Raw genomic sequence first — 22,035 nt, 5'->3', positions numbered from 1 at the left:
GGAAAGGCCTTTCTATAGGGAGGCGATGGAAGCACGAACGTGAGCGAGGATGCGCGACGCTGACGTCGGCGCGGGCTTAGGCCCGGGATCGGCGGCCGAGAGGTTCGCGGCGCGCGCGTGCACGAAGGCGGCCGCCGCGGCGGCTTCACCGGCGGGCAGACCCGCGGCCAGTAGCGCGCCGATGATGCCGGACAGGACGTCTCCGGATCCGGCGGTGGCGGCCCAGGATTGGCCGGCGGGATTGAGGTATACGGGCCCGTCGGGTTCGGCGATGACGGTGATGTTGCCCTTGAGCAGCACGGTGACGCCGAGGTGGTCGGCGAGCTTGCGCGTGGCCGCGACACGATCGTCACCGTGCGGCGAGCCGGCGAGACGCTTGAACTCCCCCGCATGCGGCGTCAGCACGGTGGGCGCCTTGCGGTTCGCGACGAGGTCGGGGTGAGCGGCCAGGATCGTCAATGCATCGGCGTCGACGATGACCGGCAGGTCGGTCTCGAGCGCGAACCACAGCGCCGCCGCACCGGCCTCGTCGGTGCCGATGCCCGGACCGACCGCCCACGCCTGTACGCGGCCCGACGATTGCGGGCTCTGCGCGGCGATGACTTCGGGCCAATGCGAAAGCACTTGCTGCGCCGCGGTTCCCGCGTAGCGAACCATGCCGGACGTGGCGGCCACCGCCGCGCCGGTGCACAGGACGGCCGCTCCGGGATATGTCGCGGAACCGGCCAGAACGCCGGTGACGCCCTGGGTGTACTTGTCGTCTTTGGGCCCGGGCTTCGGCCAGCGCGCGGCGACGTCGCCGGCATCGAATCCGATCAGGTCGGTGTGTGGCAGGTCCAGGCCGATGTCGATCAGCTCGACTCGACCGCAATCCCCAAGGGCGTGAACGGGTTTGAGGCCGCCGAAGGTCACGGTCAGCGCGGCGTGTACGTGTGGGCCGTCGGCGGCGCCGGTCTGCACGTCGATGCCGCTGGGGATGTCGACGGCCACGACGGGGATCTGGGCGTCGTCGACCGCGGCGAACACCTCGGCCGCATTGGGCCGGAGTGGACCGGAGCCGGAGATGCCGACGACGCCGTCGATGACCAGATCGGTTGCCGCCGGGACGGTTTGCACGACCCTGCCGCCCGCGCGGATGAACGCGGCCAACGCTGCCTTGTGTGTGTGTTCGGGATTGAGCAGAACAGCTGCCGCAACCGCACCGCGGCGACGCAGGAAGGTGGCCGCCCACAGCGCGTCGCCACCGTTGTCGCCGGAGCCGACGACGGCGCAGACCTTGCGTCCTGCGATGCCACCGGTCAGGGTGTCGAGTTCGCGAGCGATCGCGGTGGCCAATCCGAACGCCGCCCGGCGCATCAGTCCGCCTTCGGGAAGGCTCGCGAGCAGCGGCGCTTCGGCTTCGCGGATCTCATCGGCGGTGTAGTAGTGCCGCATCGTTGTCAGGATTCCACGCCGACCTCGTTGACAGCGACGTTTCGGGTTTAGTCGTTTGGGCGCGCCGCCGGCTTGTCAGAGGCCGCCGCGCGCTGCTGCCACGGCCAGGCGCCCGTGACTTCGAGTTGAAGGGCGAAGCTGAGGAATGTTCGGATCAGCACGATGCCCCCCAGCACCGCGACGCTCTCGGCGGTCGGCGTGACGGCGACGGTGCGGATGATATCTGCGGCTACCAGGAATTCGAGACCGAGAAGTATCGCGCGGCCCAGACGCCGACGAAAGTACTCGTAGGCGCCTCCGTCGTCACCACGAATCCGGCCAACCGTCATGAAGACCGCGAGCAGCGCGCCGCCTGCGATGACGGCGACACCGATGGCGTCGATCACCGTGCCGATGCCCTCGATGATGTCGACCAGAGCCATGGGTGTCATCGTGTCACCGCGACGCTGAAGCCTATGCGCGACAGGCCGATTCGCAGGGCAAATGTTTCGGGTTCAGCGAGGCCGTTACGGACACATGAATGCGATGGGCGGGCACACCCGAGGCGCGATTGCCTCGGGCGGCGGGTTATCGCCATCCCAGATCGACGTGGGTTGACCGTTCATCGTCACATTTCCCCACCCGTAGTTTGCGGAATACCAGGTGTGGCAGACACTCCAATCCCAGTCGATCATGCTGTTCACCACGTACGGCATGTTCTTGGGATCTCCTGGGCACCAGCGGTGGGGTCCGTCGGCGTGGGCGGTACCCGCCCCCAGAGACAGGCTGCATGCCATGAAGCCGGCCGCTGCTACGCCGGCGATAAATGTTCTGTTCATCGTCCCTCCGGTCAGCGCGACGACCAGTGCGCCGCATTGGCTCATCACAAGCCGCCTGCACGGCTACCGATCCCAATAATGCGGCCAGTCGTCGGCACGATCTATGGGGTGAACTCCCCATTTTTACTGGCGCCCGCCTCTTCCCAGAATGCCGCCGCGCGTTCGGCGATCTGGTCCGGGTACGGCACTACTCGACGGTGACGGACTTGGCCAGGTTGCGCGGCTTGTCCACGTCATATCCGCGGGCCTGCGCGACACCGGCAGCGAACACCTGCAGCGGAATCGTCGACAGCAACGGCTGGAAAAGCGTTGACACCGCGGGTATTTCGATCAAGTGGTCGGCGTAGGGCCGCACGGTGTCGTCGCCTTCCTCGGCGATCACGATGGTGACCGCGCCGCGGGCTTGAATCTCACGAATGTTCGACAGCAGCTTGGCGTGCAGCGTCGGCGAGTTCTTCGGCGACGGCATGACCACGATCACCGGCACGTCGTCCTCGATCAGCGCGATCGGGCCGTGCTTGAGCTCACCGGCGGCGAATCCTTCGGCGTGCATGTACGCCAGTTCCTTGAGCTTCAACGCGCCTTCCAACGCAACCGGATATCCGACGTGGCGGCCGATGAACAGCACGGTCTGCGACTTCGCGAAGTGGTGGGCCAGCGCCGAAACCGGCTCGACCGTGTCGAGCACGCGCGCGACGAGGTCCGGCATCGCTTCCAGATCTCGGTATTCGCGCTCGACCTCGTCGGGGTACTTGGTGCCGCGTGCCTGCGCAAGGGCAAGCCCCACAAGGTAATTCGCGGCGATCTGAGCCAAGAACGTCTTGGTCGACGCGACGCCGATCTCCGGCCCGGCGCGGGTGTAGAGCACCGCGTCGCATTCCCGGGGAATCTGCGAACCGTTCGTGTTGCAGATGGCCAGCACCTTGGCCTTCTGCTCCTTGGCGTGCCGGACCGCCTCGAGCGTGTCGGCGGTCTCGCCGGACTGCGAGATGGCCACGACGAGCGTGTGGCGGTCCAACACCGCGTCGCGGTAGCGGAACTCACTCGCGAGCTCCACCTCGACGGGCAACCGCGTCCAGTGTTCGATCGCGTACTTGGCCAGTAGCCCAGAGTGATACGCCGTGCCGCAGGCCACCACGAACACCTTGTCGATCTCGCGCAGCTCCTGATCGGAGAGCCGCTGCTCGTCGAGCACGATTCGGCCGTCGACGAAATGACCGAGCAGGGTGTCGGAAACCGCGGCGGGCTGCTCGGCGATCTCCTTGAGCATGAAGTACTCGTAGCCGCCCTTTTCGGCGGCGGACAGATCCCAGTCGATGTGAAACTCTCGGAAATCGACGTCGGTATTGCCGAAAAAGTCGCTGATTCGATAGCCGTCGGCGGTGATCACCACCACCTGGTCCTGACCGAGTTCGATCGCGTCGCGGGTGTGCTCGATAAACGCCGCGACGTCGGAGCCGATGAACATCTCGCCGTCGCCGACGCCGACGACGAGCGGCGTGGAGCGGCGGGCCGCGACGATCGTGCCGGGTTCGTCGGCGTTGGCGAAGACGAGGGTGAAGTGGCCTTCCAGGCGGCGCAGCACCGCCAGCACGGACGCGGTGAAGTCACCGGCGGTGTCTCCGTGGTGGTACTCGCGCGCGACTAGGTGGACCGCGACCTCGGTGTCGGTGTCGCTGGCGAACTCCACCCCGACGACCTCGAGTTCATGCTTCAGGGCGGCGTAGTTCTCGATGATCCCGTTGTGGACGACCGCGATCTTGCCGGAGGGGTCGCGATGCGGGTGCGCGTTGCGGTCGGTGGGCCTGCCGTGAGTGGCCCAGCGCGTGTGGCCCAACCCGGTGCTGCCGGCCAAGCCGGCGGCGTCCGTCTCGGCAATCGCTGCCTCCAGGTTGGCCAGCCGACCCGCGCGACGGCGCACCGTCAGGCCACCTCGACCGTCGAGCAGCGCGACTCCGGACGAGTCGTAGCCGCGGTACTCCATGCGGCGAAGCGCGTCGACGACGATCTCGCAGGCAGGGCGCTGCCCGACGTAGCCGACGATTCCGCACATAGCCATTCAGGGTAGTGCAAGAGCCCGGTCACCCCTGCTGCGCTACGGTCTGATCGTGGCCGGCACGAAGAAGCTCTTCAACGCGTTGACCCGCCGCGGCCCGCACCGCGTTTTGCGCGGTGACCTGGCCTTCGCCGGATTGCCTGGCGTCGTGTACACCCCTGAATCCGGCATGAACCTAGCCGGGGTTGCTTTTGGTCACGATTGGCTTGCAGGAGCATTCCGGTATCACGGCACGCTCGAGCACCTGGCGTCGTGGGGGATCGTGGCGGCCGCGCCCGGCACGGAGACCAGCGTGGCGCCGTCGGTCCTCAATCTCGCGTTCGACTTGGGCACGACGCTCGACATCATCGCCGGCGTGCGTTTGGGGACGGGCAAGATCAGCGTGCACCCGACGAAGCTGGGCATCGTCGGGCACGGTTTCGGTGGATCGGCGGCGGTGTTCGCGGCCGCGGGCATGCCGGCCAAACCGAAGGCTGTCGTCGCGGCGTTTCCCACGGTGACCAGGCCACCGGCCGAACAACCGGCGGTGTCGCTGCAGGTTCCTGGCTTGATACTGGCCGATCCTGGCGATCCGATGTCGCTGCGGTCCAATGCCGTCGAATTGGCGCGGGTGTGGAAGACGGCGACCCTGCGCTCGGTGAACAAGGTGAAGGCCGGCGGATTGATCGAAGGACGGCGGCTGGCCCGGGTGGTGGGCCTTCCAGGCGCCGACCGCGGCACCCAAAAGATTGTCAGGGCGCTGATGACCGGTTATCTGCTGTACACGCTGACGGGCGATAAGGCATATCGGGATTTCGCCGATCCCGAGGTCGACCTGCCAAAGGCCCCCGTGATGGATCCCTTCGCCGACGATCCGGTCGACCTGGAAAACAAGGTCGTCGCTCTTTTGAAGCCCTGAGGACGGCCAACCAACCGGTTGGGTGTATACATCAACACTATGCGCACCGGCATCTTTCTCAACTACGCAGGCGGCTTCCTCGAAGCCGTCGACGAGGTCGTCGAGCTGGAAAAGCTCGGCGTCGACATCGCGCTGGTGGCCGAGGCGTATTCGTACGACGCGATCAGCCAGCTGGGCTTCCTGGCCGCGAGGACGTCGCGAATCGAGCTCGGCTCCGGCGTGGTGCCGATCTTCACGCGCACTCCCTCACTGCTGGCGATGACGGCGGCCGGGCTCGACTACGTGTCCGACGGCCGGTTCCGACTGGGCATCGGCACGTCGGGCCCACAGGTGATGGAGGGGTTTCACGGCGTCCCGTTCGACGCACCGCTGGGCCGTACGCGCGAGGTGGTCGAGATATGCCGGCAGGTGTGGCGGCGCGAGCGGGTGCAATACGACGGCAAGTACTACAAGATCCCGCTGCCGCCCGAGGCGGGCACCGGTCTGGGCAAGCCGCTGCAGCTTATCAATCACCCTGTCCGCGAACGTATTCCGATCACGATCGCGTCGCTCGGCCCGAAGAACGTCGAGCTGACCGCCGAGATCGCCGAGGGCTGGCAGCCGGTGTTCTTCTATCCGGAGAAGGCAGATGACGTGTGGGGTGAGTCGCTGAAGGCGGGATTCGCCAAGCGTGATCCGGCGCTGGGTCCGTTGGACGTCATGGTGAGCGCGAACTTGGCGATCGGCGACGACGTCGAAGACCGATTGGCTTGGGCGAAGCCACAATTGGCGCTCTACATCGGCGGCATGGGCGCGCGTGGCCGCAACTTCTATCACGACCTGGCCACCCGTTACGGGTTCGGCGAGGTCGCCAACCATATTCAGGATCTGTATCTGAGCGGCAAGAAGGCCGAAGCCATCGAGGCGGTTCCCGACGAGTTGGTGCGCCACACGTCGCTCGTCGGCCCGCGCGGGTTCGTCAAGGAGCGCCTGGCCGCCTATGCCGAAGCCGGCGTGACGACGCTGTTGGTGCATCCACTCTCCGGTGACCGCCGCGAATCTGTGCGGTATGTAGAGGAATTGCGCGACCTATTGCCATAGCGATTACAGCCGTTCGCCTGTGAACCGGTAGACTGTTCTGCAGCGGCAACGTCTGTTCTGCCTTTTGCCGCTTCTCGATCGTCATACCGAGCGCCGCGGATCATCCGCGCCGGGCAGGACGACCACTCTAACTTTCGGAGCTTTAACCCTTGTCTGTTCAAATCACCAGTGGGACAACCATGCCCACCTTTTCCGACCTCGGCCTGCCCCAGGCTGTGGTCGCCGTACTCAGTGCCAACGGCATCGAAAGCCCATTCCCGATTCAGGCGGCGACGCTGCCCGACTCGTTGAACGGGCGCGATGTCTTAGGCCGTGGCCGCACCGGATCGGGCAAGACATATGCGTTCTTGTTGCCGATGGTGACGAGACTCACAACCAGCCCGTCGAAGCGCGCCCCAGGCCGCCCTCGGGCCTTAATCCTCGCCCCCACCCGCGAACTCGTCGCTCAGATCGACGCGGCGCTTGCGCCCCTGGCCGCTGCGACGAACCTTCGCTCAGTCACCATCTTCGGTGGAGTCAGCCCCGGCCCACAGATTCAGAAGCTGCGTCAGGGTGTCGACATCGTCATTGCCTGCCCCGGCCGGCTGGAGGACCACGTGCGGTCCGGCCACGCCGACTTGTCGGGAATCGAGATCACCATCCTCGACGAGGCCGATCACATGGCGGATCTCGGATTCCTGCCGCCGGTCAAGCGGCTGATGGACAAGACCCCGCGCAGCGGTCAGCGAATGCTGTTCTCGGCCACGCTCGACGGCGGGGTCGACGTGCTGGTCAAGCGCTACCTGACCGAACCCGTTGTGCACAGCGTCGATTCGGCGCAATCGCCTGTGGCCGAAATCGACCACCACGTGCTGCACGTAGACAAGGCGGCCCGAATCAACGTGCTGGCCGACCTCGCCGCATCGCCCGGGCGGACGATCGTCTTCGCACGCACCAAACACGGCGCCAAGAACCTTGCCCGCCAGTTGAATTCGCGAGGCGTCGCCGCAGTCGAGTTGCACGGCAACCTCTCGCAGAACGCCCGTACCCGCAATCTTGCGGCCTTCTCCGACGGAACGGCCGTGGTTCTGGTGGCCACTGACATCGCCGCGCGCGGTATCCACGTGGACGACGTGAGCCTCGTCGTCCACGCGGACCCGCCCATCGAGCACAAGGCGTACCTGCACCGGTCTGGCCGCACGGCCCGTGCCGGGGCCGACGGCACGGTGGTGACGCTGATGATCGACGAGCAGGTCTCGGATGTGCGCCAGCTGACCCGCAAAGCCGGCGTGAAGCCGACGATCACCAGGTTCAGCGGCGGGTCACATCCCGTGCTGCACGAAATCGCGCCAGGCGAACGGAAATTCGGTGGACCCATCGCCGTCGCCCGACCGGAACCGCACCAGCCGCATCAGCGGCCTCGTCGGCGGCAGCGGCCTAGGTCAATAGCGTCCCGCCGTCGACCGTAAGCACGGTGCCGGTGCCCCACTCCTGCTCCATGCAGTACAGGTAGGCCCTGGCGACATCGGCTACCTCGCCGACATGTCCGAGCGGAAGTCGTTTGGCCGCTTGGTCGAACAACGTCTGCCGGTCCTTATCGCTGAACGAGTCCCACAACGGGGTACGGACGACGCCGGGCGCGACGGCGTTCACGCGGATGGGCGCGAGCTCGACGGCGAGGGCCTTTGTCAACGCATTCATCGCGCCGCAGATGCTGACGGGCATGGCCCCGAAGCCGGGCTGCTCGGCGGCCGTGCCACTGGTGAGTGTGATGGAGCCGCCGGCGGTGATGCGTGGGCCGAATTTGCGCACCGCGCTCAGCGCTCCCACTAACCGCGTCTGGTAATACCCGTTGACGATTTCCGGAGTGAGGTCGGCGAGCGGCGCCAGTGCCAGCGACTCACCCGCCGTGAAGACCAGGTGCTCGATGTCCCCGACATCGCCGGCCAGCCGGTCCAGTGATGACGGATCGGTGAGGTCGACAGTGGCGCCGCGGGCTTCTTCGGGCAGTTGGGCAAGGGCGCGCTCGACACTGGACTGCCGGCGGGACACGACGATCGGGATGGCGCCCCGTTCGGCCGCTGCGGACGCGACACCCAGGCCGATGCCGGAGGTGCCGCCGATGACGAGGACTCGTGCGTTCTTCAGGCTCATACATCCACTGTCGGTTCGAGCTGTGGCCGGCGTCCAAGACTCTTTTCGTCGCCAAGCGATACCCTCTTGGTATGGCCTCGGCCGACCTCGACATGCGCAAGCTCCGCTATTTCATCGCGGTGGCCGAGGAACTGAACTTCGGCCGCGCCGCCGAGCGGCTGCACATCGCACAGCCGGTGCTCTCGCGCCAGATTCGTTCGTTCGAAAACGAACTCGGCGTGCGGTTGTTCGAACGCGACTCGCGTGGAACCGAATTGACCATCGCGGGCAAGCAACTACTCGAGGACGGCCGTTTCCTGCTAGCCGAGTCGAAAACCTTGCAGCAGCGGCTTTCTCGTGCCGCCGATCCGACGGTGACGGTAACCGTCGGCGTCATGCCCGGCCTGTTGGCGACGGCCGCGGCGGCGGCGTTCGAAGCCGACGCTCCCTCGCGGCGTGCCGTCGTGGTGCAAGTCGGCTGGGCCGAACAAGTCGACGTGGTCCGTCGCGGCGAAGTCGACGTGGTGTACGCGCGCGAGCCGATCGATCACCACGGACTGGGCACCGCGCCGCTGCTGGAGGAGCCACGGGTCGCCGTCTTGTCCGCCGGTGATCCACTCGCCGAGAACGATTCCGTGCGGTTGGCCGATCTGGCATCCAAGCGCTTGTTGCAGGATCCGGCGACGGTGCCGGAGTGGTATGCGGTCGCGACCCCCGAGCATCGACGCGCAGGACAGACCGCGCACACCGTGGAAGAGAAACTCGAACACGTCGCTGCGCGTGAGGGATTCGTGATCCTGCCGCGCTCAACGACGGCCTACTACCGCAGGCCTGACGTGAGGGTGCTGCCGATCGAGGACGTCAGTCCGAGCCAGGTCACGCTGATCTGGGACGCCGCGACCGAGAACCCGGCCCGCGACGCATTCGTCAGCGCTGCGCTGGCGTGCCGCGATCAGACGATCTGACGCTACGCGGCGTGTAGGTCGGTGAGTTCGACGCCTATGCGGATCTCTACTTCGCTGACCGTGATGAGTGGAGCGCCGGGCAGTGGTGGTGCTGTCGAGCGATAACGCGCACCGGTCGGTGTGACGAATTCGGCTGTGTGCGTATCGTTCTCGTCGGATGTGCTCACGCGCCAGCCGGGTGTTTCTTTGGTGTAGTTGCACCGTTCGCACTCCCCCAACCCATTGACCGCACTGGTCGGACCACCGCGGTTACGCGGGGTGGCGTGATCGCGATGCCGAATCGGCGCATCACAATACGGGGTGCGACAGGTTCGGTCCCGCACGCCGATAAACGCCGCCAGACCTTTGGGGAACAACCGCGATCGTGACTCCATCGCCACCAACGCCCCACTCCTGGGGTGCCGATACAGCCGCCGCAACGTCGCCAACGACCGGTCATCAACGACCGCATCACGCACCAACCGTTGCGCCAGCGACGCCGGAATCGGCCCATACCCGTCGAGCACGGCAGGCGCGGTGTCTTGGCCCCACAGCGCCGCATCCGACATCACCACATTCAGCGCCACCGGCGCAGGCTCGTCAGCGGGCTTGCCGGTCACCCGTTCATAGGCGGTGTCGGCCATCACCTGCCCCCGCGAACGCTCATCAAAGGTGGTGTCGGCCGCCCGTTTCAGCGCCGCATACATCCCCACCCCCTTGGCCACCGGCAGCAGCACGGTCACATACGTCATGCAATCCGGCGCCGGACGAATGGTCACCGTGCGATCCGCCTCCGCCTTGCCCGCCCGGTCGACCACGGCCTGCACATCGAGGCGGCAGGCGATCTCTTTAGCCTTCGCGGTGATCCGGGCGTCGCCCTTGCCCTCGAGCGTGCCGACATCGCCGCACAGCTCGGCATCCAAGATCGCACGGTCCTCAACACTGAGGCACGCCGACTCCCGCACGATCAACGTCGCGCGCCACTCCGAGAGCGCCCCGCACTCCAGGGCGGCCAGCGTGTGCGGCATCTCATGCACCAGTGCTTTGGCCAACCCCAGATGCTGGCCGCCACGTTTCGGGGAATCCCGCCGCGCCAACGCCACCTCGCTCGCCAGACCCTTGCCTTGGTTGGCCGTGGGCACCCCGGCCGCGGCCTCCGCCGTCCGCCGCTTGTCGTCCAACGCCGCCGCCGCGCGCGCCTGACCCGCGGCCGCGGCCGACTTCACCCGCTCCAACCACGCAATACGCTCGATCAACGCGACCTCATCGGCATGCGCATCCACCGCCGCCAACACCGCTGCATCGAACATACATTCGATACTAGAAGAGTCCACTGACTCAAACTTTTTGGCAGGGTCGCTAGTTGTGGATAACTGCGGCCGCAGCTGAAAGGTTGTGGAGATGGTTCGGTCGCGACGGACGAAGATTCCGGCCGAGGAGAAGACTCGGCTGGTGTTGGCCGTGCTGGCCCATGAGATGACGTGTGCAGAGGCCGCGCGCCGGTGCGGGGTCACCACGGTTACCGTCACGAAGTGGAAGCACCAGTTCCTGGAGGCGGGAGCCCAGCGCCTAGAGGAAGTGCCGGGCGGTCCGCCCGGCAGACTCGGCACCCCTGAACAACGGCGGCTGCGGATGGAAAACGAGCAACTCAAACTCGCCTTGGCCGAAGCCACCGTGCAGCTACGGATCAGCCAGCGCGGCGCCGCGCTGGCTGATCAGATCCCTTCACCGACCTCGAAGCCCTAAGAGAAGCAGCGGGTCTGCCGGTTTCGAGGTTCTGCGTGTTGGCCGGCATCCCCGAACGCACGTACCGACGGCATCTGGTTCGATTACGCCACGGCGCACCACCCAAAGGACCATGGCCGGCGCCCAAGGTCGATCGCATCGAGGCGCTGGCCGCCAAATACGCCGAAACCTGGCCGGCCTGGGGACACCGCAAGATCGCCGCCCTGATGCGCGCTGACGGCCACGACGTTACCAACTCCTCGGTGGCCCGAGCGCTGCGGCGACGCGGACTGCTTCTGCCGCAAGGCTTTCGAGCCGACCGCAAATCGTGGGCAAAACTGCGGCGCAAAGTGTTCCGCGACCCGCCCACCGAACGCAACCGAGTCTGGCAGACCGACTTCTCCGAATTCGAAACCACCAACGGCGGCATCTGGCGCATCTGCGCAGTCATCGATTACGCCACCAAGTACTGCCTGGCGGTCACCGTCACTCCTACGGGCCGCGGCGCCGATGCGCTGCATTGTCTGCACCTGGCCGTCATCCACGCCGAAAACCTGCTCGATCTAGACGATCTACGCGCAGATCGTGGCGTCATGGACATCGTCGACGCCGAAGAAACAGTCATCGGCCAAGCCCCCGCACCGATTGCCGTGGTCTCCGACAACGGACCCTGCTTTCGCGGCAAAACCTTCCAAACCGCCTTCGACGGCCAGGACCCACTGCTACGCCACGTCCGCACCCGCGTGAAATCGCCACAAACCAACGGCGTCGTCGAACGCTTCTTCGGCACCCTCAAATACGAACACCTCTACCGCGGCTACATCGGCGACGGCGACGCCCTCGACATGGAAGTCCACCGATTCCGCATCATCTACAACACCATCCGACCCCACCAAGCCCTCAACGACCACACCCCCAAACAGGCTTACCTCAACGGCAAAAACCTGCCAACTTCTTGACTCAAGACAAGACAAAAGGGGTCCGACAAAAATCAGACCGTCTGGCGCGGAGCCCCCGCCAAGAGAATTGCACCTGTGCTCGCGGCCGCCCCTGCCGTTGTGAGCCCAAGCCAGCCTTTGGACACCGGCAAGTGTGTCCAAGCACCCGCGATGCCCGCGAGGTCGCCGCCGTCCGAAAGTACGCCGGCGAGGAGCCAGGGCCGCACGGGGCCACCGGATCGAATCGCGGCGAGAAGCCCGAGCCCGAGCCCGATTTCGCGGCCGCCCATGCCGCGAAGAAAGGCCTGCGCGTCTGGCAGCTCGCCTCCTGGCCCGGCCAATGTTCGACCCGACAGCGCCGGCGCTGCCAGAGCAGCGACACCGAACAGCAATCGACCGATCGCATACATCCTCAACGGCTTCATGACGACCTCCCCGCTATCCATGCACAAGCCTCATCGAGCGTAGCGGCGCGATCGAATCGATCGGCCGTCCACGTGGCGGAGCGGACGGTGCCGCGTGCGCCGTACCGCCGCATGATCTCGACGTGATGAGGCAGCGTGACGAAGCGCTCGAGGTCGTCCTCGCTGGCCCATACCGATATCGATCCGCCACGTCCGGCGGCCGGCAGCATCCACAGCCACATGCCGACGGCGCCCGTCATGGCATACCAGCCCATTCGCATGCGCAACCCTTTGACCGCCACACCGGGAAGGTCGCGCCGGTGATGTGCCGAGAATTCAGTCACGCTGACCACCACCGGGCTGTCTCGTGGGTCGACGGGGCCAGGCATCCACGACGTCATAAGCGGTGCGGACGTCGTGGAGGTTGCGATGTTGAGCAAGGACATGCCACCAGGATGGACGCATAATTGGTGTGTGTCAGGGTCCAATCTTGATTCATTTGAACAGACCATTCCTGATGATGCTGGGTTCCCGACGGACCTTCTGGTAGCGCTCGATCGATCCGACCGACGCGCGCTAACCGCGCAACTACAGCAACAGCTGCGCTCGGCGATCCAGCACGGACGCCTCGCGTCGGGCACGCTGCTTCCGCCGTCGCGGACGTTGGCGCGGGATCTCGGCGTGGCCCGCAGCGTGGTGGTGGCCGCCTACGAGAACCTCGCCGCGGACGGCTACCTGAGCGGGCGCCAGGGATCAGGGACCCGCGTCATGCCGATCGCACGGCCGACGTCGGCCCCGCAATCACAGCGCCGCGACCCGGGCGTAGATATCCGCCTCGTCGGCGGATTGCCGGACCCTGCGCTGTTTCCGCGAGCCGAATGGCTGCGCCACTATCGATTCGCGCTCAACCACGTGCCGAATCAATCTCTGGGTTACCCGGGACCCCTTGGGGCACAACAGTTGCGCGACGCCCTCGCCAATTATGTCGCCCGCGTGCGTGGCGTTTCGACGACGCCCGACGAGTTACTGATCACGTCGGGATTGACACAGGCGGTGGTCATGGTCGCGAGGGCGTTGCGATCGCGGGGTGTCGACGCAATCGCGGTCGAGGATCCATGTTGGGGGTTTCACCGCGAGGCCATCACCAATGCCGGCTTGCGCGTCGTACCGATCCCCGTCGACCAGGACGGCCTTGACGTGTCGAAGCTGTTGGCGCACAACGTCGGCGCTGTGCTGGTCGCACCCGCGCACTCGTATCCGACGGGTACGGTTCTGAGCTCGTCGCGGCGTGCGGCGCTCGTCCAATGGGCGCACGAGAACGACGCGCTGATCATCGAAGACGACTACGACGCCGAGTTCCGCTACGACCGCGCTCCCATCGGCGCTCTGCAGGGGCGGGCGCCGGAACGGGTGGCGTATGCCGGATGTGCGAGCAAAACCCTCACGCCCGCACTGCGACTCGGCTGGGTGGCGGTGCCGAGTTGGCTTGTCGGAGACGCGGTTCGCCAGAAACTGTTGGACGACATGGGAAACACCGTGCTCGAACAACTGGCCCTTGCGCGATTCATCGAAACGGGCGGATTGGCACGGCATCTCCGCCGCGTGCGACCGGTCTACCGTCGGCGACGCGACGCTGCCCTGGCGTCGATTGCCGCGTCACTGCCCGATGCGGTACCCACCGGGGTGGCAGCCGGCCTCCATGTGTACCTGCAGCTGCCGAGCGGGTGCGACGAATCAGGTCTCATCGGAGCCGCCCATGATCGAGGCCTACTAGTCGAGGGAGGGCGCTGGCATTGGTCGGTGCCGTCGGCCGCGCCGCCGGCTCTGGTGATCGGATACGGCGCGATCGCGGAAAGCGCCGTCCGCAAGGGTTTGGCGATTCTCGGATCGATCTACCGGTCCTGACAATTCACTACTCCCCGACCTGCGGCAGTTCGTCGGCCGCAATCTCACACGGTGTCTGATCGGCCACCGGGTCGGGTGCCGGCTCTGGTGCTGCGACGGCATCAGGCGGCGGAGGTATCGGCGTGGGTGCCGGTTCGACGGACGACGGCTCTTCGACGGGCGGTGGCGGTTCAGCAGCCGGACAGGCGTCGACGGCTGGATCGACGACGGGCTCCTCGGCGGCGGTTTCGTCGTCGGCGTTCTTCTCATCCGTGCCGTCGACCGGCTCGTCATCCTTCTTGTTGTCATCTAGCTGTGGGGCGTCGAGACCCGGGTCGTCGAGTCCGGCAGGATTGGCGAGCGTGTCGTCGGCGTTTCCCAGCAGACTGCCGAATACATCGCCGAGCTGCTGACCGAGACCCGATAGGCCACTGCCGATGTCGGGCAATCCGCCGAGCGACGGCATCGACGGCATCGTCGGCAGTGCGGCCATCGCCGGCGTCGTCCCGGCAGGATCGGCCGGAGGCGGTGTTGGTGCAGGCATCGGGTCAACGGCAGCCGGCATCGCAGGCATCGCAGGCATCGCAGGTGCAGCGACCGGCGCAGACCATGGCGGGGCGCTCCATGAAGGCGCGCCCGCAGCTGGAATTTGAGCCGCCGCGGGCGTAGTAGTCGCTATGTCGTCGTCACGAAGCGGCGGCGTCCAGGACGGGCCGAGATCGCCCGGCACGCCGAACATCGCATCCCGCACGGTGGTCAGTTCAGTGGTCGCGGCGTCGTATGAGTCCATCACGGCGGCAGTCGCCGATCGCATTGCGGTCAGCCAATCGGCACGAATGTCGTTGTCCACGAATGGCTTTACTTGCTGGTCGATCAGCTCGCTGGCCGTCGCGCGGTCCCCCGCGCCACTGGCGACGGTCTGCGCGGCGGCCAACCACTCGGCCTGTGCACGCTGACCGACGGCCATGGTCGTCGCGACCTTGCCGTCGACAACACCCCACAGGTTGTCCCGCAGTTCCGCCAGAGCGTCGGCAGCCGTACGTACCGCAGTCGCCGCGACGGCCGAAGAGTCCTGGTGGTCGCGAAGAAACGAGCGTGACGCGTCTGCGCCGTGACCCTGCCATGCCGCCGACACCGCCGCGAGCTGATCATCTTGACGCGCAAGCGCATCCGACACTGCCGACACCGCCGCGTCGAGCGCCGCACAGTCGTTGTCGAGCGCCCGCAAGTCCAGCCCATCCTCGCTGCCGTACCAGTCGCGGACCTGTGCGGCGTGCAGCGTCAGGTCCGGGTTTTGGTAGCCGAGCAGATGACAGGCCCACACGTAGTTCTGGATGTCGTCGACGGCAGGTCTGCCTTCGGCCAATCGTGAAGCCGCATCGAACTTTTCGGCCATTGCTACCCCACTCGCTGGGCGGCGCGGGCGTCGGCTTCTGCGTACCGGTCAGCAGACGCGCGCAATGCGGCCGCGATCTCCCGGCTGGCACGCGACCACTGCCGCAGTTGATCCACGATTCGGTCGGCGGCCGCGCGCAGGGCGTCACCACGAGCGACGTGCATGCGTCCCGCACCCGAGCCGTCGAACTCCAAGTTCAGATGGGCGCGTACGACGCCGTCGATGATGTCGGCGCAAGCCTCGTACTGGTGCGCCACGCCGAGCAGCGCCGCAACGTCGACGTGCGCGGCGGCAGGTTGTCCCATGTACAGCTAGGACGCCGGCGATGCACCGCCGGTTCCAACGGGTTTTGGGCGGCTCGGCCGCCGCGGATTTCAGCGCTCGGCGCTGACCGATTCCGCGACCTTCACGGCCAATTGCCGCGCGGTGTCCTCGTCGGCAGCCTCAACCATGACGCGTACGACTTGCTCGGTTCCCGACGGCCGCAACAGGATTCGACCGGTGTCGCCGAGTTCGGCCTCGGCCTCGGCGACTGCGGAGCGCACCGACGGCGCATCGGCAACGGTCGCCTTGTCGGCGACCTCGACGTTGATCAGAACCTGGGGCAGCGTCTGCATCGGCTCGGCCAAGGCCGCCAGCGACGCCCGCGTCTGCGCCATCCGCGACATCAGCCGAAGCCCTGTCACGATGCCATCGCCGGTGGTGCCCAGCGCCGGCATCACGAGGTGACCGGACTGCTCACCGCCAAGCGAGTACTCGCCTGCCCGCAGCTCTTCGAGCACGTAGCGATCGCCGACGCTGGTCGTGCGTACCTCGATGCCCGCAGAGCGCATCGCCAGGTGCAGGCCGAGATTGCTCATCACCGTCGTCACCAAGGTGTTGGAGGCCAGCTCGCCGGCCTCGCTCATGGCGAGCGCGAGCACCACCATGATGGCGTCGCCGTCGATGACGCGGCCGCTGGCGTCGACGGCCAGGCACCGGTCGGCGTCGCCGTCATGGGCCAACCCGAGGTCCGCGCGGTAGGACACCACCGCGGACTGCAGGGCTTCCATGTGCGTGGACCCGCAGCGGTCGTTGATGTTCAAGCCATTGGGATCGGCGTTGATCGGGATGACGTTCGCGCCGGCGGCGCGGTACGCCCGCGGGGCGGCGGTGGACGCTGCGCCGTGCGCACAGTCAACGACGACCGTCAGCCCGTCGAGCCGCGTGGTGACAGCCTTGCCGGCGTGGCGCAGATAGCGGTCGAGGGCATCTTCGGCATCGATCACGCGGCCGATGCCTGCGCCGGTGGGCCGTGCGCCGGGTCCTTGGTTGACGAGGTCTTCGATGCGGTCCTCGGTGGCGTCGTCGAGCTTGTGCCCGCCGGGGCCGAAGATCTTGATGCCGTTGTCGGGCATCGGGTTGTGCGACGCCGAGATCATCACGCCGAAGTCGGCGTCATAGGCACTCGTCAGGTAGGCCACCGCCGGCGTCGGCAAGATGCCTACCCGCAGGGCGTCGACACCCTCACTGGTCACGCCGGCGATCACCGCGGCCTCGAGCATCTCGCCGCTGGCGCGCGGATCGCGGCCGATGACGGCAACGCGTCGAGGAGTGCGGCCGGTGCTGCCCAGCCGTCGAGCCGCCGCCGAGCCCAACGCCAGCGCCAGCTCAGCGGTCAGATCCTGGTTGGCGACTCCGCGCACCCCGTCGGTGCCGAACAGGCGAGCCATGCCGACAAACCTCTCATAGATGGCGGCCAGAGGGCCAACCGGCGACGTCAGCACCCGTGCCGCTGCTCAATCGGTACCCAAACGAGACCTGATGGACAGCTCACCGCCCGCACCCAAGCGGGCACGGGCGGTGAGGTCGGGGACGGTGACTACCTACATTCCCTCAGCTCATCCAAGCAATCCGAGGAGCTGGTTCAGCAGGTTCAGGAACTGCAGCAGGTCGCTGATGGTTCCGTTCGGGTCCAGGAGACCGGCGACCGCACACAGCAGGTTGCCGAGCAGGTTGCCCTGGCCCGGCACGGCCGTGATGTTCAAGTGCACGGTGTCCAGGTGGACCTCAAGGCCAAGCAGATTCAGGTCCAGCGGCCCCAGCACCAGGTCGAGAATCTCGCAGCTTGCCGAGCTCTGCGCCGTGTTCACGGGCATCGCTGTCTCGATCGGTGCGACATTCTCGGCGGCTGCCCCCTGGCCGGGGTGGATGAGCTTGCCGCTGAGGTTGCCGACCGCCTCGACGGGTGAGACTGACGTGTTGTTACCAGTTGCCTCGCGGAAATTGGTGACCGTGAACTGACCGTTGAATTTCGATCCGTCTTGAGCCGTTCCCCGCACCTGGACGGTCTTCTTTCCCTGTACGGCGGGTGGCTCGGCGTTTGCGGCGCCGATGCCCGAGATAAGCGCGGCCGTCCCCAGGCTCACCACAAGACTCACCACGAGGGTGAGAAGTCTGGTGATAACCGACGACCTCTTGATATTCGACATTGATTACTCCTGTTTTGTCAGGAAGCAGTGATCCGGCCCCCCGACCAGCTCCTGACGTCGCACCGGAGGCGGGAGTGGCCCGCCCTGCGCGAAAGGCACCCCTGCTTCCGCAGGGTCTCTTCCTCGATCAAGGGGGGGTTCAAACCAAAAATTGCCCAAAAAATCGGCGCTACCGTAAATAGAGACTACGAGCTAATTAGCTGGCACGTTAATAATTTGCTATCGAACCTGCAGTTCAGGCCGCTACCTTTATATCGCGTGTCGGCGGCGAAAGGTTTCCTCGCCATCCGAAAAAATATCTGGCCGTGAAGACGCCTCACCGCCCGCACCCAATCGGATACGGGCGGTGAGGTCTGTCGGAGAGAGTTACCGCGCAGCGGTGGTGGTGGGTGCTGCACTTGTCGAACTCGACGGCGTGGTCGCGGTGGTCGAGCTTTGCGTCTGACCCGGTGCGTTCTCCGAATTGCCCGGGCCGTTCTGAGCGAACGCGAACGTCAGGCCGCCTTCGACACCCGCACACGTGCCAGGCACCGGCGTCCCGTTGGCGTCGAGAGCCTGCAGCGCCTGCGCAGTGATGTCGGCAGTCGGGCAGGCGGAGCTCGCCAGCGTCTCGGCGCTTGCCAGCGACACGTCTTGCAGGGTGCCGATCTGCTGACCGTCTGCTGTCACGGTGACGTTGATCTTGCCGTCGCCAACAACCGACTGGGCCGGCGGAGCCGCGTGCGCAAGGCCCAGACCCGCCGCGGCAAGCAGCGATCCGCCCAGTACAGCACCTGCGGCCGCGTTCTTGACGATGGTCCTCATCCATTACTCCTTTTCAGTCTCGAAAGCAGCGGTCCGATCCCCCAACGGGCCTGGCTGATCGACCCGTATCGGCGGCAGATTCGGTCTGCCGAACGCCAGCGGCGCCCGCGCTTCCGCCGTGTGGGCTTCCACAAACGCGGGTGAACTCAAACCGATATTGAAGAAATCCCAGGCAGATAAACGAAACCGCCGGCGTGTCGCACACACCCGGCGGTTGTCGTCGATCGATCAGCGCTTGCTGTACTGAGGCGCCTTGCGGGCCTTCTTGAGGCCGTACTTCTTGCGCTCGATGGCCCGCGGGTCGCGGGTCAGGAAGCCGGCCTTCTTCAGCGCCGGCCGGTCCTCCGGCTGCACCAGGATCAGCGCCCGGGCGATGGCCAGACGCAGAGCGCCGGCCTGGCCGGACGGACCTCCGCCGTCGAGGTGGGCGTAGATGTCGAAGCTCTCCAGCCGATCGACGGTCACCAACGGCGCCTTGATGAGCTGCTGGTGCACTTTGTTCGGGAAGTAGGCCTCGAGGGTGCGGCCGTCGAGGTGGAACTTGCCGGTGCCAGGCACCAGGCGCACGCGAACCACGGCCTCCTTGCGGCGGCCGACGGTCTGGATGGGACGGTCGAGGACGACCGGCTCACGCGGCGTGGCTTCGGCCTCGGTCGCGGCGACGGTTTCGGTGGTTTCGGTAGTTTCGGTGGTTTCCACGGTTTCGGTCACTGGGCCACCTGCTTGATTTCGTAGGGAACCGGCTTCTGGGCGGCATGCGGATGCTCGGGCCCGACGTAGACCTTCAACTTCTTCTGGATCTGATGGCCGAGTTTGGTGTGGGGGATCATGCCGAGGATCGCCTTCTCGACGACCCGGTCGGCGTGCTTGTCCATCTCGTCACCGAGCGAACGCGCCCGCAGACCGCCGGGATAACCCGAGTGGCGGTAAGCGAACTTGTTCTGGAGCTTGTCGCCACTGATGGCGACCTTGTCTGCATTGATGACGATGACGAAGTCGCCACCGTCGACATTGGGCGTGAATGTCGGCTTGTGCTTGCCGCGCAGCAGGTTTGCAGCCGCGACGGCGAGCCGGCCGAGCACCACGTCGGTGGCGTCGATGACGTACCACGAACGCGTGGTGTCACCCGCCTTCGGCGTGTATGTGGGCACAGCGCTTACCTTCTCTTCTCGGGTTGGATCCCGGTTTCCCGGGTGCCGGTCAGGCGTTTACGGCTGGGTGGTTCTCGGCGACCGACGTTGACCCGAGCCCCGTGCATACCGCACGCCAACGACGCAGCTTACCTGCGTGCGTCGTCGCAGGTCAAAATGCGTTATCCGGTCACTAGGTTGAGGACGAAGTTCGCGTCGGTCTGGTTGGGCACCTCCGGGGGCACCTGGATGGTGCCAGTGCCGCCTGCGTTCTGGTACATCCCGGTGCCACCGACGATGGACAGCGGAACCGCGTCGCCGCGGACGAACAGCGCGGCGGTGTCGGCCACGCCCTGCACGACGATCTGCCCGTCGGCGAGGTTGAACACACCGTTGCAGGCCTGCTGGCCTGCCTTGTTGTTGCCGGAAAGTGTCGTGCAGCTGCCACCGGTCGTTCCCAGCAATACGCCACCGGGACGGTCGAACACATCGCCGGCGAAGATGAATTGGTCACCGGGCCCCGGTCCTGAGCCGCCCAGGTCCACCTGGTGTTGCACCGTGTCACGCTCGAAGAACACGAGCGTGGTGTCGGCCATTGCAACAGGAGCCATCACCGACGGCACGACGGTAGCCAATGCACCAAGCGCCGCCCATTTCGCGTACTTATTCACGCCTCCCCCATCCCCCTGGATTAGCTGAACGTACGCCTGACTCGTCGCCAATAAGGCCGAAACAGACACAAAATCCCCCGCCGGTGACGGGGGATTTTGTGGTTTCGACGGACTAGCGGTAGTCGATGACGACTCGACCGTCGATCTGACCGCGTTCCATCCGGCCGAACACCTCGTTGATGTCGTCCAGGCTCGCGCTCTCCACCGTGGGGTGGATCAAACCGCGGGCGTAGAAGTCCAGCGCCTCGGCCATGTCCTGGCGGGTGCCGACGATCGAACCGCGAATCGTCAGGCCCTTGAGGACGATGTCGAAGATCGGCGCCGGGAAGTCGCCGGGCGGCAGACCGTTGAACACGATCGTCCCGCCGCGCCGGGCCAACCCGATCGCCTGGCCGAACGCCTGCGGATGCACCGCCGTGACGAGCACACCGTGCACACCGCCGGTGGCCTTCTGGACTTCCTCGACGACGTCGGAGGTGCGGGCGTTGACCGCGACCTCCGCGCCGAGGCGCGTGGCCAGTGCGAGCTTGGAGTCGTCGATGTCGATGGCGACGACCCGCAGCCCCATCGCGCGGGCGTACTGCACGGCGATGTGGCCGAGCCCGCCGATGCCCGAGATCGCGACCCACTGGCCAGGCCTGGTGTCGGTCACCTTCAGGCCCTTGTACACGGTGACGCCTGCGCACAGGACAGGCGCGACCTCCAGCGGGTCGGCTCCCTCGGGGATGCGCGCCGCGTAGGCGGCGTTGACGAGCATGTAGCTGCCGAAGCTGCCGTTGACGCTGTAGCCGCCGTTCTTCTGGCTCTCGCACAGCGTTTCCCAACCGGTGCGGCAGTATTCGCACGTTCCGCACGCCGACCACAGCCACGCGTTGCCGACCTTGTCTCCGACCTTGAGGTCGTCGACGCCCTCGCCGAGCGCGACGACGGTGCCGTAGCCCTCATGTCCAGGGATGAACGGAGGCTGCGGCTTGACGGGCCAATCCCCGTGTGCGGCATGCAGATCCGTGTGGCAGACGCCGGACGTCTCCAGCTTGACGAGTGCCTCGCCGTAGCCCGGCGTAGGCAGGTCGAGTTCTTCGACTTGGAGCGGGGCGCCGAATTCGGTGACGACGGCTGCACGCATGGTGTCGGTGGAGTTGGACGCGGACGGGGCGCCAAGGGTTTGGGTCATTTCATCATTCCAATCGTGAAAGTGTTTTGTTTGAAGGGTCTTTGGTCCTGGCTCAGGGGTACTTGCTTCTCCCCCTGCGCTTCGCGCGGGAGGTAC

General features: G+C 66.2%; 24 protein-coding genes. 7 read left to right on the top strand and 17 right to left on the bottom strand.

Annotated elements, in window-relative coordinates:
* Positions 1-12 precede the first annotated feature (12 nt).
* The 4 genes from ACWW36_RS15305 to glmS form a co-directional block, all read right to left on the bottom strand.
* On the bottom strand, positions 13-1,434 hold the full coding sequence (locus ACWW36_RS15305; RefSeq protein ID WP_456136864.1) for an NAD(P)H-hydrate dehydratase: 1,422 nt from the start codon (positions 1,432-1,434) through the stop codon (positions 13-15).
* Between the two features lie 47 nt (positions 1,435-1,481).
* Entirely contained in the window at positions 1,482-1,856 is a 375-nt protein-coding gene (locus ACWW36_RS15300; protein WP_456136863.1) for a DUF1622 domain-containing protein, read from the bottom strand.
* An 84-nt stretch (positions 1,857-1,940) separates the two neighbouring features.
* Positions 1,941-2,297, bottom strand: a complete 357-nt coding sequence (locus ACWW36_RS15295) for a hypothetical protein (RefSeq protein ID WP_456136862.1) — start codon at positions 2,295-2,297, stop codon at positions 1,941-1,943.
* Between the two features lie 142 nt (positions 2,298-2,439).
* Entirely contained in the window at positions 2,440-4,305 is a 1,866-nt protein-coding gene (gene glmS, locus ACWW36_RS15290) for a glutamine--fructose-6-phosphate transaminase (isomerizing) (protein WP_456136861.1), read from the bottom strand.
* Between the two features lie 55 nt (positions 4,306-4,360).
* On the opposite strand from glmS, the gene ACWW36_RS15285 reads away from it, so the two are divergent.
* From ACWW36_RS15285 to ACWW36_RS15275, 3 genes are all read left to right on the top strand, one after another.
* On the top strand, positions 4,361-5,206 hold the full coding sequence (locus ACWW36_RS15285) for a dienelactone hydrolase family protein (RefSeq protein WP_456136860.1): 846 nt from the start codon (positions 4,361-4,363) through the stop codon (positions 5,204-5,206).
* 39 nt (positions 5,207-5,245) lie between these two features.
* Positions 5,246-6,286 carry an LLM class F420-dependent oxidoreductase gene (locus ACWW36_RS15280; protein WP_456136859.1) on the top strand — a complete coding sequence of 347 codons (1,041 nt, stop codon included), beginning with the start codon at positions 5,246-5,248 and terminating at the stop codon, positions 6,284-6,286.
* Between the two features lie 179 nt (positions 6,287-6,465).
* Positions 6,466-7,734: a DEAD/DEAH box helicase gene (locus tag ACWW36_RS15275; protein ID WP_456136858.1), complete on the top strand. Its 1,269-nt coding sequence runs from the start codon at positions 6,466-6,468 to the stop codon at positions 7,732-7,734.
* Here the strand turns inward: ACWW36_RS15275 and ACWW36_RS15270 are convergent.
* The gene (locus tag ACWW36_RS15270; protein ID WP_456136857.1) at positions 7,703-8,419 is read right to left on the bottom strand and encodes an SDR family oxidoreductase; all 717 of its coding nucleotides are present in this window, start codon (positions 8,417-8,419) and stop codon (positions 7,703-7,705) included. The two genes, ACWW36_RS15275 and ACWW36_RS15270, sit on opposite strands and share 32 nt — an antisense overlap.
* A 71-nt stretch (positions 8,420-8,490) precedes the next feature.
* Between ACWW36_RS15270 and ACWW36_RS15265 the strand changes: the two genes are divergently transcribed.
* Positions 8,491-9,363, top strand: coding sequence for a LysR family transcriptional regulator (locus tag ACWW36_RS15265; protein ID WP_456136856.1), 873 nt, complete (start codon positions 8,491-8,493; stop codon positions 9,361-9,363).
* Positions 9,364-9,365: 2 nt separating this feature from the next.
* Here the strand turns inward: ACWW36_RS15265 and ACWW36_RS15260 are convergent, their stop codons facing one another.
* Positions 9,366-10,652, bottom strand: a complete 1,287-nt coding sequence (locus ACWW36_RS15260) for an HNH endonuclease (RefSeq protein ID WP_456136855.1) — start codon at positions 10,650-10,652, stop codon at positions 9,366-9,368.
* A gap of 91 nt (positions 10,653-10,743) precedes the next feature.
* On the opposite strand from ACWW36_RS15260, the gene ACWW36_RS15255 reads away from it, so the two are divergent.
* Positions 10,744-11,088 (top strand): transposase, encoded by a 345-nt coding sequence (locus tag ACWW36_RS15255; protein ID WP_456136854.1) that lies wholly within the window; start codon positions 10,744-10,746, stop codon positions 11,086-11,088.
* Positions 11,089-11,123: 35 nt separating this feature from the next.
* Positions 11,124-12,026, top strand: coding sequence for a transposase (locus ACWW36_RS15250; protein WP_456136853.1), 903 nt, complete (start codon positions 11,124-11,126; stop codon positions 12,024-12,026).
* Positions 12,027-12,058: 32 nt separating this feature from the next.
* Here the strand turns inward: ACWW36_RS15250 and ACWW36_RS15245 are convergent, their stop codons facing one another.
* Both ACWW36_RS15245 and ACWW36_RS15240 read right to left on the bottom strand, forming a co-directional pair.
* Positions 12,059-12,430 carry a hypothetical protein gene (locus ACWW36_RS15245; RefSeq protein ID WP_456136852.1) on the bottom strand — a complete coding sequence of 124 codons (372 nt, stop codon included), beginning with the start codon at positions 12,428-12,430 and terminating at the stop codon, positions 12,059-12,061.
* Positions 12,427-12,855, bottom strand: coding sequence for a hypothetical protein (locus ACWW36_RS15240; RefSeq protein ID WP_456136851.1), 429 nt, complete (start codon positions 12,853-12,855; stop codon positions 12,427-12,429). Before ACWW36_RS15240 ends, ACWW36_RS15245 begins: the two co-directional genes overlap by 4 nt.
* A 28-nt stretch (positions 12,856-12,883) precedes the next feature.
* On the opposite strand from ACWW36_RS15240, the gene pdxR reads away from it, so the two are divergent.
* The gene (gene pdxR / locus ACWW36_RS15235; protein ID WP_456136850.1) at positions 12,884-14,314 is read left to right on the top strand and encodes a MocR-like pyridoxine biosynthesis transcription factor PdxR; all 1,431 of its coding nucleotides are present in this window, start codon (positions 12,884-12,886) and stop codon (positions 14,312-14,314) included.
* A 7-nt stretch (positions 14,315-14,321) separates the two neighbouring features.
* Here the strand turns inward: pdxR and ACWW36_RS15230 are convergent, their stop codons facing one another.
* The 9 genes from ACWW36_RS15230 to adhP all read right to left on the bottom strand — a co-directional run bounded on the left by ACWW36_RS15230 (position 14,322) and on the right by adhP (position 21,939).
* A complete protein-coding gene (locus ACWW36_RS15230; RefSeq protein WP_456136849.1) occupies positions 14,322-15,689 on the bottom strand; it encodes a hypothetical protein in 1,368 nt (455 codons plus the stop codon).
* A 2-nt stretch (positions 15,690-15,691) separates the two neighbouring features.
* Entirely contained in the window at positions 15,692-15,994 is a 303-nt protein-coding gene (locus ACWW36_RS15225; RefSeq protein WP_456136848.1) for a type VII secretion target, read from the bottom strand.
* A 69-nt stretch (positions 15,995-16,063) separates the two neighbouring features.
* Positions 16,064-17,401 carry a phosphoglucosamine mutase gene (glmM, locus tag ACWW36_RS15220; protein WP_456136847.1) on the bottom strand — a complete coding sequence of 446 codons (1,338 nt, stop codon included), beginning with the start codon at positions 17,399-17,401 and terminating at the stop codon, positions 16,064-16,066.
* A gap of 168 nt (positions 17,402-17,569) precedes the next feature.
* The gene (locus ACWW36_RS15215) at positions 17,570-18,160 is read right to left on the bottom strand and encodes a hypothetical protein (RefSeq protein WP_456136846.1); all 591 of its coding nucleotides are present in this window, start codon (positions 18,158-18,160) and stop codon (positions 17,570-17,572) included.
* Between the two features lie 366 nt (positions 18,161-18,526).
* Positions 18,527-18,964 carry a hypothetical protein gene (locus ACWW36_RS15210; protein ID WP_456136845.1) on the bottom strand — a complete coding sequence of 146 codons (438 nt, stop codon included), beginning with the start codon at positions 18,962-18,964 and terminating at the stop codon, positions 18,527-18,529.
* Positions 18,965-19,192: 228 nt separating this feature from the next.
* Complete coding sequence (gene rpsI, locus ACWW36_RS15205) at positions 19,193-19,675, bottom strand: 30S ribosomal protein S9 (RefSeq protein ID WP_456136844.1); 483 nt, start codon at positions 19,673-19,675, stop codon at positions 19,193-19,195.
* Entirely contained in the window at positions 19,672-20,115 is a 444-nt protein-coding gene (rplM, locus tag ACWW36_RS15200; protein ID WP_456136843.1) for a 50S ribosomal protein L13, read from the bottom strand. The genes rpsI and rplM overlap by 4 nt, the downstream gene beginning before the upstream one ends.
* Positions 20,116-20,276: 161 nt before the next feature.
* Positions 20,277-20,765, bottom strand: coding sequence for an allene oxide cyclase barrel-like domain-containing protein (locus tag ACWW36_RS15195; protein WP_456136842.1), 489 nt, complete (start codon positions 20,763-20,765; stop codon positions 20,277-20,279).
* Between the two features lie 112 nt (positions 20,766-20,877).
* Positions 20,878-21,939 (bottom strand): alcohol dehydrogenase AdhP, encoded by a 1,062-nt coding sequence (gene adhP, locus ACWW36_RS15190; RefSeq protein ID WP_456136841.1) that lies wholly within the window; start codon positions 21,937-21,939, stop codon positions 20,878-20,880.
* Between the last annotated feature and the right edge of the window lie 96 nt (positions 21,940-22,035).

It is taken from the genome of Mycobacterium sp. MMS18-G62 (assembly GCF_053877835.1).
Note: the sequence above shows the minus strand (reverse complement) of the source record. Positions and strands in the feature narration are given on the sequence as shown.